This is a genomic window from Chloroflexota bacterium (genome assembly GCA_026708035.1).
Taxonomy (GTDB): Bacteria; Chloroflexota; UBA11872; order UBA11872; family UBA11872; genus JAJECS01.
Genome location: JAPOVQ010000026.1, coordinates 1 through 14,433, shown reverse-complemented (window position 1 = coordinate 14,433; position 14,433 = coordinate 1). Strand labels below are relative to the sequence as shown.

Annotated in this window: 10 protein-coding genes and 1 pseudogene; 8 read left to right on the top strand and 3 right to left on the bottom strand. The window is 60.7% G+C overall.

The window, feature by feature from the left end; translation table 11 throughout:
* Positions 1-43: 43 nt before the first annotated feature.
* Together OXG33_11180 and OXG33_11175 are read left to right on the top strand one after the other, a co-directional pair.
* Entirely contained in the window at positions 44-967 is a 924-nt protein-coding gene (locus tag OXG33_11180) for a hypothetical protein (GenBank protein MCY4114483.1), read from the top strand.
* Between the two features lie 185 nt (positions 968-1,152).
* A complete protein-coding gene (locus OXG33_11175) occupies positions 1,153-2,553 on the top strand; it encodes a putative DNA binding domain-containing protein (protein ID MCY4114482.1) in 1,401 nt (466 codons plus the stop codon).
* A 491-nt stretch (positions 2,554-3,044) separates the two neighbouring features.
* Here the strand turns inward: OXG33_11175 and OXG33_11170 are convergent, their stop codons facing one another.
* A complete protein-coding gene (locus tag OXG33_11170) occupies positions 3,045-4,019 on the bottom strand; it encodes a DUF3435 domain-containing protein (protein MCY4114481.1) in 975 nt (324 codons plus the stop codon).
* A gap of 1,026 nt (positions 4,020-5,045) precedes the next feature.
* On the opposite strand from OXG33_11170, the gene OXG33_11165 reads away from it, so the two are divergent.
* Positions 5,046-7,181 (top strand): P-loop NTPase fold protein, encoded by a 2,136-nt coding sequence (locus tag OXG33_11165; GenBank protein ID MCY4114480.1) that lies wholly within the window; start codon positions 5,046-5,048, stop codon positions 7,179-7,181.
* A gap of 541 nt (positions 7,182-7,722) precedes the next feature.
* Positions 7,723-8,136 (top strand): integrase core domain-containing protein, encoded by a 414-nt coding sequence (locus OXG33_11160; GenBank protein MCY4114479.1) that lies wholly within the window; start codon positions 7,723-7,725, stop codon positions 8,134-8,136.
* Positions 8,137-8,280: 144 nt separating this feature from the next.
* On the opposite strand, the gene OXG33_11155 is transcribed toward OXG33_11160, so the two are convergent.
* Both OXG33_11155 and OXG33_11150 read right to left on the bottom strand, forming a co-directional pair.
* Positions 8,281-8,706 (bottom strand): transposase, encoded by a 426-nt coding sequence (locus OXG33_11155; GenBank protein ID MCY4114478.1) that lies wholly within the window; start codon positions 8,704-8,706, stop codon positions 8,281-8,283.
* A 12-nt stretch (positions 8,707-8,718) separates the two neighbouring features.
* On the bottom strand, positions 8,719-9,138 hold the full coding sequence (locus OXG33_11150; GenBank protein ID MCY4114477.1) for a hypothetical protein: 420 nt from the start codon (positions 9,136-9,138) through the stop codon (positions 8,719-8,721).
* 985 nt (positions 9,139-10,123) lie between these two features.
* Here OXG33_11150 and OXG33_11145 point away from each other — a divergent pair.
* From OXG33_11145 to OXG33_11130, 4 genes and pseudogenes are all read left to right on the top strand, one after another.
* Positions 10,124-10,903, top strand: a complete 780-nt coding sequence (locus tag OXG33_11145) for a hypothetical protein (protein MCY4114476.1) — start codon at positions 10,124-10,126, stop codon at positions 10,901-10,903.
* A gap of 203 nt (positions 10,904-11,106) precedes the next feature.
* Positions 11,107-11,196, top strand: a pseudogene (locus OXG33_11140) (integrase core domain-containing protein).
* A 703-nt stretch (positions 11,197-11,899) separates the two neighbouring features.
* Positions 11,900-12,220 carry an NYN domain-containing protein gene (locus OXG33_11135; protein ID MCY4114475.1) on the top strand — a complete coding sequence of 107 codons (321 nt, stop codon included), beginning with the start codon at positions 11,900-11,902 and terminating at the stop codon, positions 12,218-12,220.
* A 477-nt stretch (positions 12,221-12,697) separates the two neighbouring features.
* Positions 12,698-14,433 (top strand): SIR2 family protein (locus OXG33_11130; GenBank protein ID MCY4114474.1); only part of this gene is annotated, 1,736 nt, incomplete at its 3' end.

Genomic DNA, 14,433 nt, shown 5'->3' with positions numbered 1-14,433 from the left:
CGCTAGGTGGGCGGCGAGGCCCACCGGGTGGACGGGGGCGCCGATGCCGCGCACGCCGCGCCCGACGCTGGCCATCAGCATCACAGGGATCTGCACGATTGCCGTGGTCGTGCTCGTCGTCGGGGCGCTCGTCATCGCGCTAGCGGCGTGTGGGAGCGCGGTGCCCGCTGCCGAGGCACCAGCACTCATCGTGCTGGAGGGGACGACGGTCCGCCTCGGGGATGTCGTCCCGGACGACGTGATTGCCTACTACCGGGAAGAAATGTCGACAGCGGAGCGAGAGCGTCTGGAGGTTCCGTCACTCGACGCGCTGTCCGACTTTCAGGTGACGGGACCGGCTGTGATGCCGTACTACACGTCTAATTCGCCCGCCGAGAACTCCGAGGCCGTGCGGATCATCACGGATCCCGTTGAGGTCAAGCGGCGGTTGACCGATGCACGCGCGGCGTACCCGTTGGATGACATGCGTCGGCGGGCCACCGAGGCCGTCATCAACGCGCGCGTACCAGCCCTGCACATTCCGTCGGGTACGACCGTGCGCTTGGGGGATGTCTTCCACGACGAACTCATCGTCTATACCTGGGAACGCTTCTCTCCGGCAGAACGGGAGAGCATGCGGCAGCACAAGGGGTGGGAGTCGATTGATGACTTTCGCGACATCCGCTACACGGGACCGGCCTTGGTACCGGCCGTCGCGGGCGAAATACCCGTAGAGCCCGCGGATACCGACCCCTGCGGCAACATCATAGTCAGCAAGGTGGTGGTTGAGGTCCCGGTCAGCGGCGGTGACGACACGGGCCCCCAGTCCCCACCTCTGCCCGAGACCACCGCGTCCAAGTTCGGCGAGCGCCTGGTCAGCGTGCCAGCTGAAACGGTGGAGCCATGCGAGGTCCCCCGAACGCCATCGGGCGCAGCGGCAATCCGGAGCAAAACACGGTCACCCCCTCCGGCTCCAAATGATCGGTAGGAGACGCCGATGAAACGCCCCACGCGTGCCGGCGGTTGGACTCATCGGTTATGACTCCGCGCCAGGTCTTCGGATGCGATTCCACGGCCTATGCTCGGCGCATGTGGGCCTACGCCAAGTCTTGAGGTACCTGGTAAACGACGCTCGTCGCCCTCGCGAGTGTGAGCATCGGTAGGATTAGCATCGTGACGCCTGAGCAGATCGCAGCCCTTGTCGCGTCCGGCGAGTCTGAGGCTCTGGAGTGCAAAGAGACCACGGGGACGCGCCGCGAAGCGACCCAGACGGTTTGCGCCTTCCTGAACCAGGACGGCGGGCGGGTCCTCTTCGGCGTGACGCAAACAGGCGCCATCGTTGGTCTGCAAGTCGGCGAGAGCACCATCGAGGACTTGAGCGCTGAGCTTCAGCGCATCGACCCTCCCGCGTTTCCGGGGATCGAACGGGTCCACCTGGATTGCGGCCGAGACGTGATCGTGGTCAGCGCGACTCGGGGGACATCGAGACCCTACACCTACCGCGGCGCCGCCTACTGTCGCGTTGGCAGCACCACGGTGGCAATGTCCGCTGACGAGTACAACCGGATGCTCTTCGAGCGAATACACAGCGAGCAGCGCTGGGAGAACCAGCCCGCCGACGGCTGGTCGATTGACGACCTGGACGTGGCGGAGGTTCGTCGGACGGTCGCGGAGGCAGTCGGGCGAGGCCGGATCGCGGAGCCGCCAAGCAGAGAGCCAGCCGACCTCCTGCGCGGACTCGGCCTCCTGCGCGAGGGGGTGCTGTTGCGGGCGGCCTCAGTGCTGTTCGGCAAGGCAGAGCGGCTCGAGGTCGAGATGCCGCAATGCTTGCTACGTGTTGCCCGGTTTCGGGGGCTCGACCGGACGGAGTTCCTTGACAACCGTCAGTTCAACGGCAACGCACTCACGCTCCTGGCGAGCGCCGAACACTTCCTGCGAGACTCGCTACCCATCGCGAGCCGGTTTGAGCGGGACCGCTTCGAGCGCGTCGACGAACCGCTCTACCCGCCGCTTGCCACGCGTGAAGCGGTCGCGAACGCGCTGTGCCATCGCGACTACTCCAGTGGCAGCGGCTCGGTTGGATTGGCGATCTACGACGACCGCCTGGAGGTGACATCCTCCGGCTCGCTTCATTTCGGCTTGACGCCCGAGCAGCTCTTCGCTCCGCACGAGTCCCGGCCATGGAATCCGTTGATCGCCCGCACGTTTTACCGGCGCGGGATCATTGAAGAGTGGGGAAGCGGAACGCTCAAGATGGTGGATCTGGCAACCGGCGCGGGGCTCCCCGTCCCTGAAATCGAGGATAGCGGTGTGGCGGTGACCGTGCGTTTTCGCCATGGCCAGCCCGCGCTGGCACCTATCAATGCCGGCACATCGCCCGCTGAGCGCCGAGATTTGATCCTGACCTTGCTGGACCAGGCCGAGGCCGGCCTGACACTGCGTGTCATCCACTCCAGGCTGGGACCCGCCGTCAGCGAACGGCAAGTACGTCGAGCGCTGGAGGAGTTGAGGGACGAAGGACTGGTTGTGCCTCCGGGTCGTGGGAGATGGGGGCGGTGGAGGCGGGACGCCTGACGGCGACTTGGGGGCGACTTGGGGCGACTAGGAGCGACTTGGGGCCAATAGAGGACTAAGGCGGCCACTTCGCCAACGAAAAGCGAGGAGATCATCTCCCAGCCAATTGCCATCGACCAGCAGTTCGACCTGGACGCAATCCTGAAGGAGACGCAGAACTCCCGTTGGTGACCATGGAAGGATGACGGGCACTCGAGAGATTTGAGCGAGAGCCTAATTCACATTCGGCAAGTCGGCGGCTGCCTGGCGTACCGGGCCTACACCGACCTCGATGACTCTCCGTGATCCACCTTCTGCTTGGACTAAGACATCGCGGCCATCAGCGCCGACCTCTCAGAGCCGGGCGACGAGCTCGCTCGGCTGATCGAGAAGTGCTCGCATCTGTGCGGCTTGCCTGCAGCCGAGAGGATTCGCTGCCGCGGCGAGACGGCGCGACGTGAACCCAAAGGGTTTGCTAGCGTCCGGTGTGGCGTGACTGCGCCCCCAGGCCCTCACAGGTGATCCAGTGGGCTTTGGCGGCGGTGCAGCTGGGTCACGTCCGTGTCCGCGAGGTGCATGTAGTGCTCCACCATCTCGCGGCTGGCGTGCCCCAGGATGCGCTGCAGCACGCTCTCCGAGCCGCCGCTGCGCAGGAACGCCACGCCCGTTGAGTGCCGGAACAGGTGTGGGTGCGCCCGCTCGACGCCGGCCAGCCGCCCCAGACGCTTCACGAACCGGTGCACCGTATTGCGCGTCATGCGCCGGCCGTGGCGGGTCAGGAACACCCGGTCCTCGCCCACGGGGATCGCGGGCGGCCGGTGGCGGAAGGCGTACTGCTGAACCGCGCGCTGGGCGCGCACGCCCATGCCGACGGTGCGCCACTTCACCCGCTGGCGCTGGCTGCCCTTGCCGCGCACCCGCAGGATCCCCGCCTCAAGATCGAGATCGCCCAGCCGAATGTCGGCCAGCTCCGACGCCCGGATGCCGGTGTCAAACAGCAGATAGAGCATCGCCCGTCCGCGCGCCCGCAAACTGGCCGGTCCCGTCAACGCGGCCACCAGCCTCTTGAACTCCTCGGGAGTGAGGGGCTCGATGGGCTTGGTCTTGGGGTGCAGGGGCCTGAACCGCGCCAGCACGTGCTCCTCGGTGTGCTCCTCCCGGTCCAGCCACGCGGCGAAGGCCCGCAGCACGCGGCCGTGCAGGTTGATGGTGTAGTCGCTCAGCTGTCCGCCGGCGCGGACGTTGTGGTGATGGGCGAAGCGCACGTGCTCGCCCAGCAAGTGCGCCACGTAGGCGCGGACCTGGAGCAGGGTGAAGTCGGCCAGGGTGGGCGCCGCGTCCGCGGCCGCCCAGCGCAAGTATGACGCCAGGACCGAGCGATAAGTCTCGATGGTCGTCGGGGCCGCGCCTTCAACGCGCAGCGCCACCAGGTAGTGGTCGACGGCCGTATGCAGCGGCAGGTCGTGGACATCGGTCATGCTCAACATCGGAGGGCCTCCTCTCGCCCGCGGTCAAGCGACCGTGGGCGCGGTGGGCGCTCGGTGTGCCCGCCCGTGACCTGCCTATCGCCTTCAGGGCTAGGGGCCTCCGCCAGGAGCTTTTCCGGTCGTCCCGACCGCCGAACCTGTTAGTTCGGCGGCGCGGAGTCGACCGGCCCAGGCCCCAGACTTGGGCCGTCTACGTTGCCCTTTGGAGGCACCCGTTTGCTGACCAAATGGATTCGGCTGTCGATCAGCAGCTTCCGCACCTGCCTCCGTGCGAGTCCGGCCATCTCCGACGATACAATCTGTCGCGTGTCATCAGAGCAGAATAACGTGGGCGGTCCTCCATCGCACAGGCAAGGTGGATCTCAACTCCCCGGCGCCTCTTGGGCTCACATGACTGGCGGACGTTGGACTTGAGAATGCTCAGCACGGTGTCAATTCGGCTGTGTCGCATCGTCTCGATCACGCCACGCACTTTGGCCAGCGATTCGACACGGAGGTTCCTACCTGGACTGAGGCTATGGCCCGTGGGACGCATGTTGTCGGCGTCGCAATGGAGATGCGGGCCATCAGATTTAGACGAGACTGCACTTTCCGTCAGATTCCCCCAACGGTATGCCACGGATCGAGGCGGCTCAATAGAGTCAAAGTCTAATCGCGTGGCACGCCGAGGTTTATCGGTTAGCTGGGCCTTGGCGCGCGCGTTTGGAGCGCCTACCTTTAGACGCTACCCACCCTTGGCACAGGACGGGACAGCAGGTTGTTCTGGCGCAAGCGGCGCAAGCTAACTGCCTCGAAGGCAAGACTAGAACGTGAGCGAGTCAATCCGCTCGTCTTCAGCGCACGCGCGCCACGACGACCGCCTGCATCCGCACCGCCAACTACGATCCAACCAGGAATGCCAGCACGCTGCGGTCCGCAGCCGGATGTCGTTGCCGCAGCCAATTTTGCACAATTCGAGCCCGAACCTAACCCAAAGGACATTGGAAGTGTCTAGTTTGGTCATGCAAAGATCATGGAGAGGCTAGAGTGAGCAGCAATACGGAAATTACCTATAGCAAATACTTAGACTCTGACCGACCAATTGCGTGTCGCCAGCAAGACCGTCTTGGCAGGCGATTCTTTGCGGAGGCCATAGCTTGTCAAATTCGAACTTTCCCCGGTGAAAGTGGTGTCACGATTGCGGTGGTGGGCGAGTGGGGAACGGGCAAGACTTCAGTACTCAATATGGTCGCAGAGACTCTTCAGGATGATTCCGAAAGCATAGCTCATTTGCACTTTAACCCATGGCTCTTCGGTAGTGCAGAAGATTTGGTAACCCGGTTCTTCCGAGAATTGAGCTCTCAGCTCGGTGAGAACGGTTCTGAGAGGTTGAAGAATGTGGCGAAGGCGCTTGCCAGTCTAGGGCAGTCGTTGGCGCCCTTGAGTCCCGTTGTCGGCACGGCCTCGGCATTCGGTTTACTTGGCAAGCTAACGGATTTTTGTGCCAAGCCTACGAGCCTGCACGATACGCGTGATCGCCTCAAACAGGCGCTGTCCGAATCGGATTGTAGATTACTGGTTGTGATTGATGACATTGATCGGCTCGAAGCCCGGGAGACCCGCGAGCTAATGCGGCTGGTCCGGCTAACATCTGATTTGCCCAGAATCGTCTATTTGCTTGCCTATGACAGACACCGTGTAGCCCTGAGCTTAGGAGAGAGCTTAGGCGAGAACGCAACAGAGGGCGGACGGTACTTGGACAAGATCGTTCAGGTGAACTACGACTTGCCGAACGCCCGAGAAGCATTTGTATATGAGATGTTCTTGCCATGGTTAGACGAGGTGATTCGGGGTCGCGAGCTCGCCGAGCTTGATAGAGAGATGTGGGCGCGTGTCTTTTACGATGTGATAAAGCCACTTCTGGGCAGCCTTCGTGATGTGAAGCGCTATCTCTACTCAGTCACTGTAGCTCTTGACACGATTGGCCAAGAGGTGGCTTTGGCGGATCTTCTCGGGCTAGAAGCGCTGCGTATCTTACGACCTTCGATTTTCTCTGATTTGAAGAGCAACTCGAAACACTTGACACACCCTAGATCGGGATCACTAGAGCTTGTGGCCGAAGATATCCGAAACAGGGAAGCCGAGAAGAATCTTTCGGCGATGCTTGACCATGCAGAGCCCGAACGGTCGGTATTGAGTTCCATCTTTGAACATTTATTCCCGGTAACGCAACAATTCCTTGGGAACACCACGTATGGCTCAGAGTGGAATGGAGTATGGCGGCGGGAAAGACGCGTGGCTTGTGAAGAAGTGCTGCGCATATATCTGCAAGCCGGGCTTGATGAAGGAATGATCCCGTCTCGGGAGGTACAAGATTTGATTGATGCCTTGACGAATGAGACGCGTCTCAACACATTGCTGGACTCTCTCGACGACAAAAGGCTTGAGACTGCACTCGAGCGAATCGAAGACTTCGAGGCAGACTTCCCGGCGACGGCAGCACCAATAGCCATTCCGACCCTTTTGAATCGCATGGGTCGGCTCAGTCCGCACCACAGCGGCGTGTTTGGCATTTCGCCCCGGTTCAAGGTGACTCGGGTAGTCTATAGGCTCCTTAAGAGTATCGGTAACCCAGAGAAACTTATGGCTATAATGCCAGAGATCGTTGAGAAGACTGATTCGTTGTCTGGCTGGTTTGAGGTTGTCGAGATGGTTGGGCATCGCAAGGCGGTAGGGCACAAGCTGGTCCGCGAGGCCCAAGCCGAAGAATTGGAAGGCCAGTTCCTGAACGGATTGAAATCGGCGACAACAAGTCAGCTAGTTGATGAATGGAATCTATTTGGTCTTTCATTCCATATAATACACTGGATCGGTGAGTATGAAAGATCGGTAATTGCTTTCAGGTTGCGTGGGCATCTTGCCGACGACCGATTCGTTATTGCCTTACTGCGCACGGCTGTTAACTATGCGTATTCTAACGGCAAAGCGGTGAAGCAAATATTTTGGGATGAATTGCTAGAAGTGTTCGGTCAAGAGTTTCTCGATGCCGTTGCGCGGCTCGCTCAATCGTCATCGTACCGAGACCTAGCGGAGGGGGACCAAGACACGATCAAGCTTGCTGTGCAATATGCATCAGGGCGGCGGCCGAAAAGCAGGCGTAGGGCTGAACGCGCTGTAGGTTAAGGCGTATTGGATTGGTCTATTGGCGAACCTGAGGCGCGGCGTTCGTGGGTGCTGTGTCAGATTTTCGAGGAGCGACGGGATGGTTTGTGCCGCGCGAGACGCGAGGCAGGGTAGGGGCCGTGTCAGTCCCACCGGTGAACTGGCAAGCTGGATTGGCCGCGTAGGTGTACTGGTTACGCACCTGCGAGACACCTGACAGTAGCGGAACCTCCATCGAGACTGGGCTACCAAACAAACCAGACCTCGACTGAGGTTTCGATGGCTGATGCTACTGGACGGTCCCGACGCATGCGCTACTCGTTCGAAACCCGCTGCCGGGCGGGCACGGCCATGCTGACCGGCCTGAGGCCGGGGGGGCGCGGCCCTGGCGGGCGGTGCCGCCCGCGCGACGAGCTATCGCTGGTGGGCCGCTACCAGGCGGACGGGGCTCCAGGAGCGCCCGTCCACACCGAAGCGACAGCCGCGGCGCCTGAGCCCGGACGCCGAGGCGGAGATACTGGCGGCGCGCCAGCGCAGTGGGGCGGGGCCGGTCACCCTCGGGGTGCTGCTGGGCCGCCCCGCCTCGACGGTGGGCAAGGTGCTGCGGCGGTGGGGGCACTCGCGCCTCCCCTGCCTCCCGCGCCCCCCGCGCCCCCCGGTCGTGCGCTATGGGCGGGCCCAGCCCGGGGAGCTGCTTCACCTGGACACCAAGAAGCTGGCCCGCTGCTGGCACGTCGGCAAGCGCATTCGGCAGGACGGCATCCGGCGCAGTCCCCGCGCCGGCTGGCAGCAGGTGCACGTCGCCAACGACGACCACTCCCGGCTGGCCTACGCCTTCGCCTACCCCACCAGCGCCCACCGCACGCGGGCGCCCCTCGGCTGGCTGCGGTGGTATAACCGGCGCCGGCCCCACGGCGCGTTGGGCGGTCTCCCACCCATCAGCCGTGTCTCACACCTCTGTGGTCAGTACACCTAGGAAGCCTCTGAACAACTGGGATGCCTGAGCACCAGGGCGATTGGGCGGGCGGGATCGCTGCCGACGGCAACGCGTCGGCTCGATCCGCAGTGCAGACCCCGCCCGGGGCCGTGATTGACCCCGCGCCAAGCGCAGATCGACCCCTTACGCCGGTGCGGCGCGTGTCGCCAGCAGCAGATTGGCGAACCCGAACAGCAGGCACAGTCGGATGCGGTTCTTGGCCAGCCCGCGATACCGCACCTGCCCGTAGCTGAAGTGCCGCGCCAAATGCAGGAACGGATGCTCCACCTTCGTCGGGATGCAGGCCTTGTACTGCTCCGCCTGGGCAGCGGCGCTACCCGGCGGCAAGCGCCGCCGCTGCCCCCGGCGTAACGCCACCTGCCAATCGATAGCCCGCCGCCGATGTTCCGGGCGCGGGACCACGCCCGCGGACCCCGCATTGCCACACACGCGCGTCTCGGCGCCGTGCAGGAGCTGGGGTACTTGCGTGATATCCGCCACGTTGGCGGGCGTGGTGGCCACGCTATGCACCAGTCCCGTGACGGCGTCCACCCCGATGTGCGCCTTCATGCCGAAATACCACTACTTGCCCTTCTTCACCTGATGCATCTCGGGGTCCCGCGCCTGGGCGCGGTTCTTCGTCGACGCTGGCGCGTCGAGGATCGTCCCTTCGCGCAGCCGCAGGCCCCGCGTCGCCAGGTGCCGGTTATTCTCGGCCAGCAGGTCCTCCCCGAAGGCATTCAATTCCAGTAGGTACCGAAAGTGGAGGATCATCGTCTCGTCGGGCCGTAGGTCCCACGCGGTCAGCCGGACCAAGCGCTGAACTGCAACGCTGCCATAGAGCCCGTCTTTCTTCACCAGGTCGCCGAGGTTGGAGAACAGCTGTACGCAGTGAATCTGCGTCAGCAGTGCCAGCGAAGAGCGCGGGCGGCCGCACTCGCCGGTAAGGTCGACCGACCGGATGCGTGCTTCGAGCCTCGCCCACGGCATCAGCGCAACCATTCGCCGCAGCAAGCGCTCTCACCGCATCTGGCACGGCCGTCCGTCATACTCCGTGTCGGCAATTCAGCGCTGCGGATGCACCGTGGTTTGCACCCGACCTCGCTCACCTGTGAGCATGGGCCTCGCAGTCACTACCGGTCTTTTTCAAGGCATTCCTAAGTGCCCTCACGTTCAGCCCGCCAACAAGTGGGATGCGACGCTTGCTTGCATGACAGCGCAACCCTTGCCGGTTGCCTCGAACGCCAGTGCACGGTCAGGGAATGAGACTTTCACCAGGCAATGCAGCTTCGGCCTGGAATCGTTCGCCATCCTCCATATCGCTCTCGATCTCGCAGCGTGGGATTCGTCACAGGTATCCTCGGAGTTGAGCCCTAAGCCTCGGGCCGGAATGCTGGCGTTAGCCTCGTAGGCTACGGAAGGCTAGTGAGCCCAAATGGTCACTGAGTATCAGATCCGAAAGACTCTCAGAACACTGGCTGGCGACCTACGTTTACGAGAGCCCGCCGATCCCGAATCGTCATTCATGGACAAGATGATTCCGACCCACTTGCACAGCATGGTCCCGGACGATCTTCGTAACTGCGATTCTCTCTCGCTGAGTCTTTCTGGACAAACCTATTGGAGCTATCGGAAAGCACTTGAGCTTCTGTTGACTCACAGACGAAATAGGTATCTTTCGAACCTAAAGGATGACCGAGAGCTTGAGGATCAATTCTGGTCACTTTGCTGCGAGCTAGCCCTAGACGACAGCTACAGGTCAACCGCAACCCAAAACTCCAGAATCAAGGCCTTCATGGATTCTGTGCGTCTTCCGGACAGGGAATACGAAGCCATCGTTCAGTTACAGGGGATATCGATACCACGCCGAACCCTATTGGGAGATGTCGAATTGGTACGAGGTTCACCGACCCTCTTGCGAGAATGGGATCGCTGGTGCGGACCATTGCGTCCACCTTGGCGTGGCCAGACTGTTGCTCGAGTGACCGTGTCCGCGGGAACCATTGACGCTGCAAGGTGCTACGCGCTTGATCGTATTTCAATGATTTGCGACGAGCTGCGAATCTCCTTTCCCGCAATCATTCGCGCGCGAATTGCAGACGAAGACGTGGCCTTCAAGACTGGATGGAACGCTCTTCGCGGTAATGGTTCAACGCTGTATCAGCCGAGTCTGCGTCACGGGAAGCCTGTTCGCTGGGATCAGACCTTTGATTCTGCAATCGAATTCCTATTACCTGTGTACGACCTGCGAGCCACGGTGCGTACCAGCATTCAGCAGCGAGTCGACTTGGCTATCCGTTGGTTCGGCATGTCCTGGAATGCGGGGACGCCGTGGGCAATGAGGGTTGTCGCCCTGTTTTCCGGTCTAGAGTCGTTGCTGATAAAGGGAGAGTCCGAGCCGAGGAAGGGAGCCCTCCTAGCTGTTAGGAACGCATTGCTATCTATTGCAGTTGAAGGGCATTTCATCAACCCTGAGATTGCTTTTTCGCTTTACTATCTTCGATCGCAATTGGTTCACGGAGCCCGTACTACTGCGGAGGAGACGCACTTTCACCAAACGTTCTCGCTCGCTACCGAGGCACTAAAGAACTATGTTTACGTTGCAAACGGAGATGCAAACATACGCAAGCACAGCAGATTATTGGATGGGATCGAGGATACTCAGGTGCTTCATAGGCTCAAGGAATGGGTCGAATACCATCGTCCCTGGGAATATGAGGAATTGCTCAAAGAGATCGATAAGATGCTGGAACGAGGCTCTCGATGATCGGTACATCGGAGCGGGATAGGGCGTTGAACAGTCACTAAATCATGCGTACGAGCACGCCACGGGCAATCTTGGGTCGCGGGTCTAGAGCGAGACTGTGTAGTCAGGTCTTACTAGAGGTGATCCAGTGGGCTATGCCGCCGGTGCAACTGGGTCACGTCCGTGTCCGCGAGGTGCATGTAGTGCTCCACCATCTCGCGGCTGGCGTGCGGCCCAAGCGCACGCGGCCCTACCGGCCCCAGACCAACGGGAAAGCCGAGGCGTTCATCCGCACCTTGCTGCACGAATGGGCCTAGGTGCGGTCCTACTTCAGCAACGCGGATCGGATCACCACCCTTCCCGCGTGGCTCGCGGCCTACAATCACTCGCGTCCCCCCACCGGGCTCAAAGGACGTATCCGAACTCAGCGGCTCGCTGTCAATAACCTAAGTGGGAAGAACACCTAGGGCGGTGTGAACAGCCGTGCTTGGTGGCGTCGCAGGCTCGCGAAATCCTGCCGGCCGGCAGATCGACGCAGCTTGGAGCCGCGGTCGTAGCCATGAATGTGCGGGCCGCGTGCCGTGATCGAGCGCGATCGCCGTTGACACCGGCCACTAGTGTGCCGATACTCCCCGCCGTCCACCGCCGTCCACCGCCGTCCACCGCCGTCCACCGCCGTCCACCGCCGTAGGCGGTGAACTGGCGGGGTCTTGTCACCACTGAGCCATGGCCGATCGAGTCACGCTATTTGTCGACGGGCAAAACGCATACAACTGCGCACGGATGGCGTTCTTTCAATTGGTCTAGGCGCGCCACTTCACCGACGGCCAATTCGACTCCATGGCGCTTGGTCGGTTGCTGGCGTCACGCAAGGCGCAAGGCTTCGTCCGCAATCTGTACGAGGTCCGCATCTACACCGGCTGCCCGGACTCGGCGAAAGACTCCAAGTCCTAGGCGGCCCATATGAAGCGGTGCGCGAGCTGGACGGCCAATGGCTGCACAGTCATACAGCGGCCGTTGCGATACCCGCTGAACTATCTGCACCTCCTGGCCCAAGAGAAGGGCATCGATGTTGAACTGAGCATCGACGTGGTGGCCGGCGCCATTGATCGAACCTATGACGTTGGCATCGTGTTCTCCAGGGACTCCGACATTCGACCGGCGATCGAGCTCGTGGTCAACCGCTTCGTGCAGCTTCCTCGCCTTGAACTCGCGTCATGGAGCAGTCCAACCAGCACCCGGCCGATCCCGGTGCGGGCCCAGCGCAACGTGTGGTGCCACTCTCCGGATCAACTCGACAACGTGGCAGTTGCCGATCCGACCGACTACGCCAAATGAGTGTGGTTCGAGGCTGCGAACCCATTCGAAAGGGATTCTAGAGCCGGCCGCTTCGGTAGCCGCCGCCCGCACCTGCGTTGCTGGAGTTGGTGGCTCTGGTGCCCTGACAGCTAGGACGAGTGTCGAATCTCGCCATCCCAAACAGGCAAGTTGAGACCAGCCTCATCGTGACGACGTTGACTGGTTGAGGGCTGGGGATTCCGCCGTTCCCGTAGCTTGGCGAAGCAGCACGCGAAGTTTGATTGTTGGCATCGCTACCTCCTTTTGCCATTTGCAAAGACCTTGCTATATTTGTGGTATGTCAATCGTCCGCAGTCGTCGGTCAACTCGTCTTTCATACAGCGATGACCTACACTTACAACTGTCCTTTGGTCGACGCTTACATTTGCTAAGTCTCCAGCTGGCATCGTTGACAGAATGAACCAAGTCGAGGATTCTTAGTCTTGCAGAAACACCAATTCCTTGTCGAAGACAATAATGTCCTTTCCTGATCAGAAATATATGAACCATGTCCGCGATGCGTTGTGGTCACGCGCGGGGCATGCATCTGTAATGATCGGCAGCGGATTCAGCAAGTACGCGCAGCCGGCTCGACCCGATGCCGGGGAACTCCCCCTGTGGAATGAGTTGGCCAGCGCAATGTTCCGCAAGATCCATCCTCAAACCTCGAGCGGCTGCCAGCAGAGCGCGCCGATCAACTCGTCGGATCCCCGTGGCGCTCTAGGGTTAGCTCAAGAGTACAAGGATTGCTTTGGACGTAGGAGCTTGCACTTATTCCTTCAGCAACAGATTCGGGATGGAGACTTCAACCCGGGAGAGTTCCACAGGCGAATGTTGAAGCTTCCTTGGCGTGACGTGTTTACCACAAATTGGGACACATTGCTAGAACGCACTTGTCTTTCAGTCCCGGAACGTCCCTACAGTGTTGTGCACAACAAAGATGAGATCCCACTTTCAGCGCAACCGCGAATAATCAAGCTACACGGTTCTCTCGACGGCCACTATCCGCTGATCGTTGCTGAAGAAGACTATTGCACGTATCCGCAGCGTCATGCTCCATTCGTCAACACGGTTCAGCAGGCGATGATGGAGACAGTGTTCTGTTTGATCGGGTTCTCAGGGAACGACCCGAACTTTCTTGAGTGGTCCACATGGGTGCAGAACAATCTTGGCGAATCTGCTCCGAGGATATACGTCGCCGGTTGGCTCAACTTCACCGCCAATGAGCGAGATCGCTTTCAAACCCGTAACGTGATCGCCATTGATCTTGCACATCATCCGGAAGCTGGTCGCTGGCCAGACCATCTGGGTCATCAGTACGCCACGGATTGGATTCTACGTTCGTTGGAGGGAGGCCAACCCTACGACGTTGCGGATTGGCCAGCGCCCGCTACCCAAAGCCATCGAGATCCCCCACCCCATCTCAAACCGGTGGAGGTGGTCACGTCAGATAGTCCCCTAGAAGAGCCATGGTCCCCTCACACTTCGGTTGGCTCTCAGGGCGACGAGGACCCGACCCACGAACTACTGACGACCATTTGGCCAACGAATCGAAGCCTATACCCAGGTTGGCTTGTGGCGCCGCTTGAAGTGAGAGGTTCACTGATCAGCAGGACTCGCGCGTGGGAGTCCAGCATCCTCCGAGCCCTAGACAATCTGTCTTTGGCCGAGCGGGTTTACGCAATCCGAGAACTGGCGTGGCGACATGAAATCACGCTAGAGCCAATATCCTCAGAGCTAGAGTCAGCCGCGCAGGATGCTATGGCGCACATGATCGATGTTCAGACGAACGATACCTCGGTTGAATTGCATCAGGTGTCGCCGGATATCAGAGAGGCTTGTCGCGAGATCCTGCTGACACTTGTGACAGTCGCACGACTCCGATTTGACGAAGATACGTTTACTAGGCGGATCGAGACTGCGATGCACTTTCTCGATGACAACGCCGATGTGAGTCATCGCATTCACCACGAGCGATGCTTGTGGTCAGCCTGGTCCCTGGACTTTGAGGCTCTGGCTGAGCTACTTGCAGACTGGAAGACAGAGAATTGCGATCCGATGTGGACGCTGCGTAAGGCGGCATTACTCGACGAAGCTGGTCGTGATGAAGAAGCCACAAAACTGACCGAGCAAGCAGTCGCAGACATCCGGCGTTTTCCAATCGATGATCGCAGTGTCGCAGGGCCATCAAGAGAAGGCTGGGCGATGTGGTC

Coding starts and splice junctions, on each gene's coding strand:
- OXG33_11155 (MCY4114478.1), bottom strand. CDS start 8,706: ATGAAGGCGCACATCGGGGTGGACGCCGTCACGGGACTGGTGCATAGC.
- OXG33_11150 (MCY4114477.1), bottom strand. CDS start 9,138: ATGGTTGCGCTGATGCCGTGGGCGAGGCTCGAAGCACGCATCCGGTCG.
- OXG33_11170 (MCY4114481.1), bottom strand. CDS start 4,019: ATGTTGAGCATGACCGATGTCCACGACCTGCCGCTGCATACGGCCGTC.
- OXG33_11180 (MCY4114483.1), top strand. CDS start 44: ATGCCGCGCACGCCGCGCCCGACGCTGGCCATCAGCATCACAGGGATC.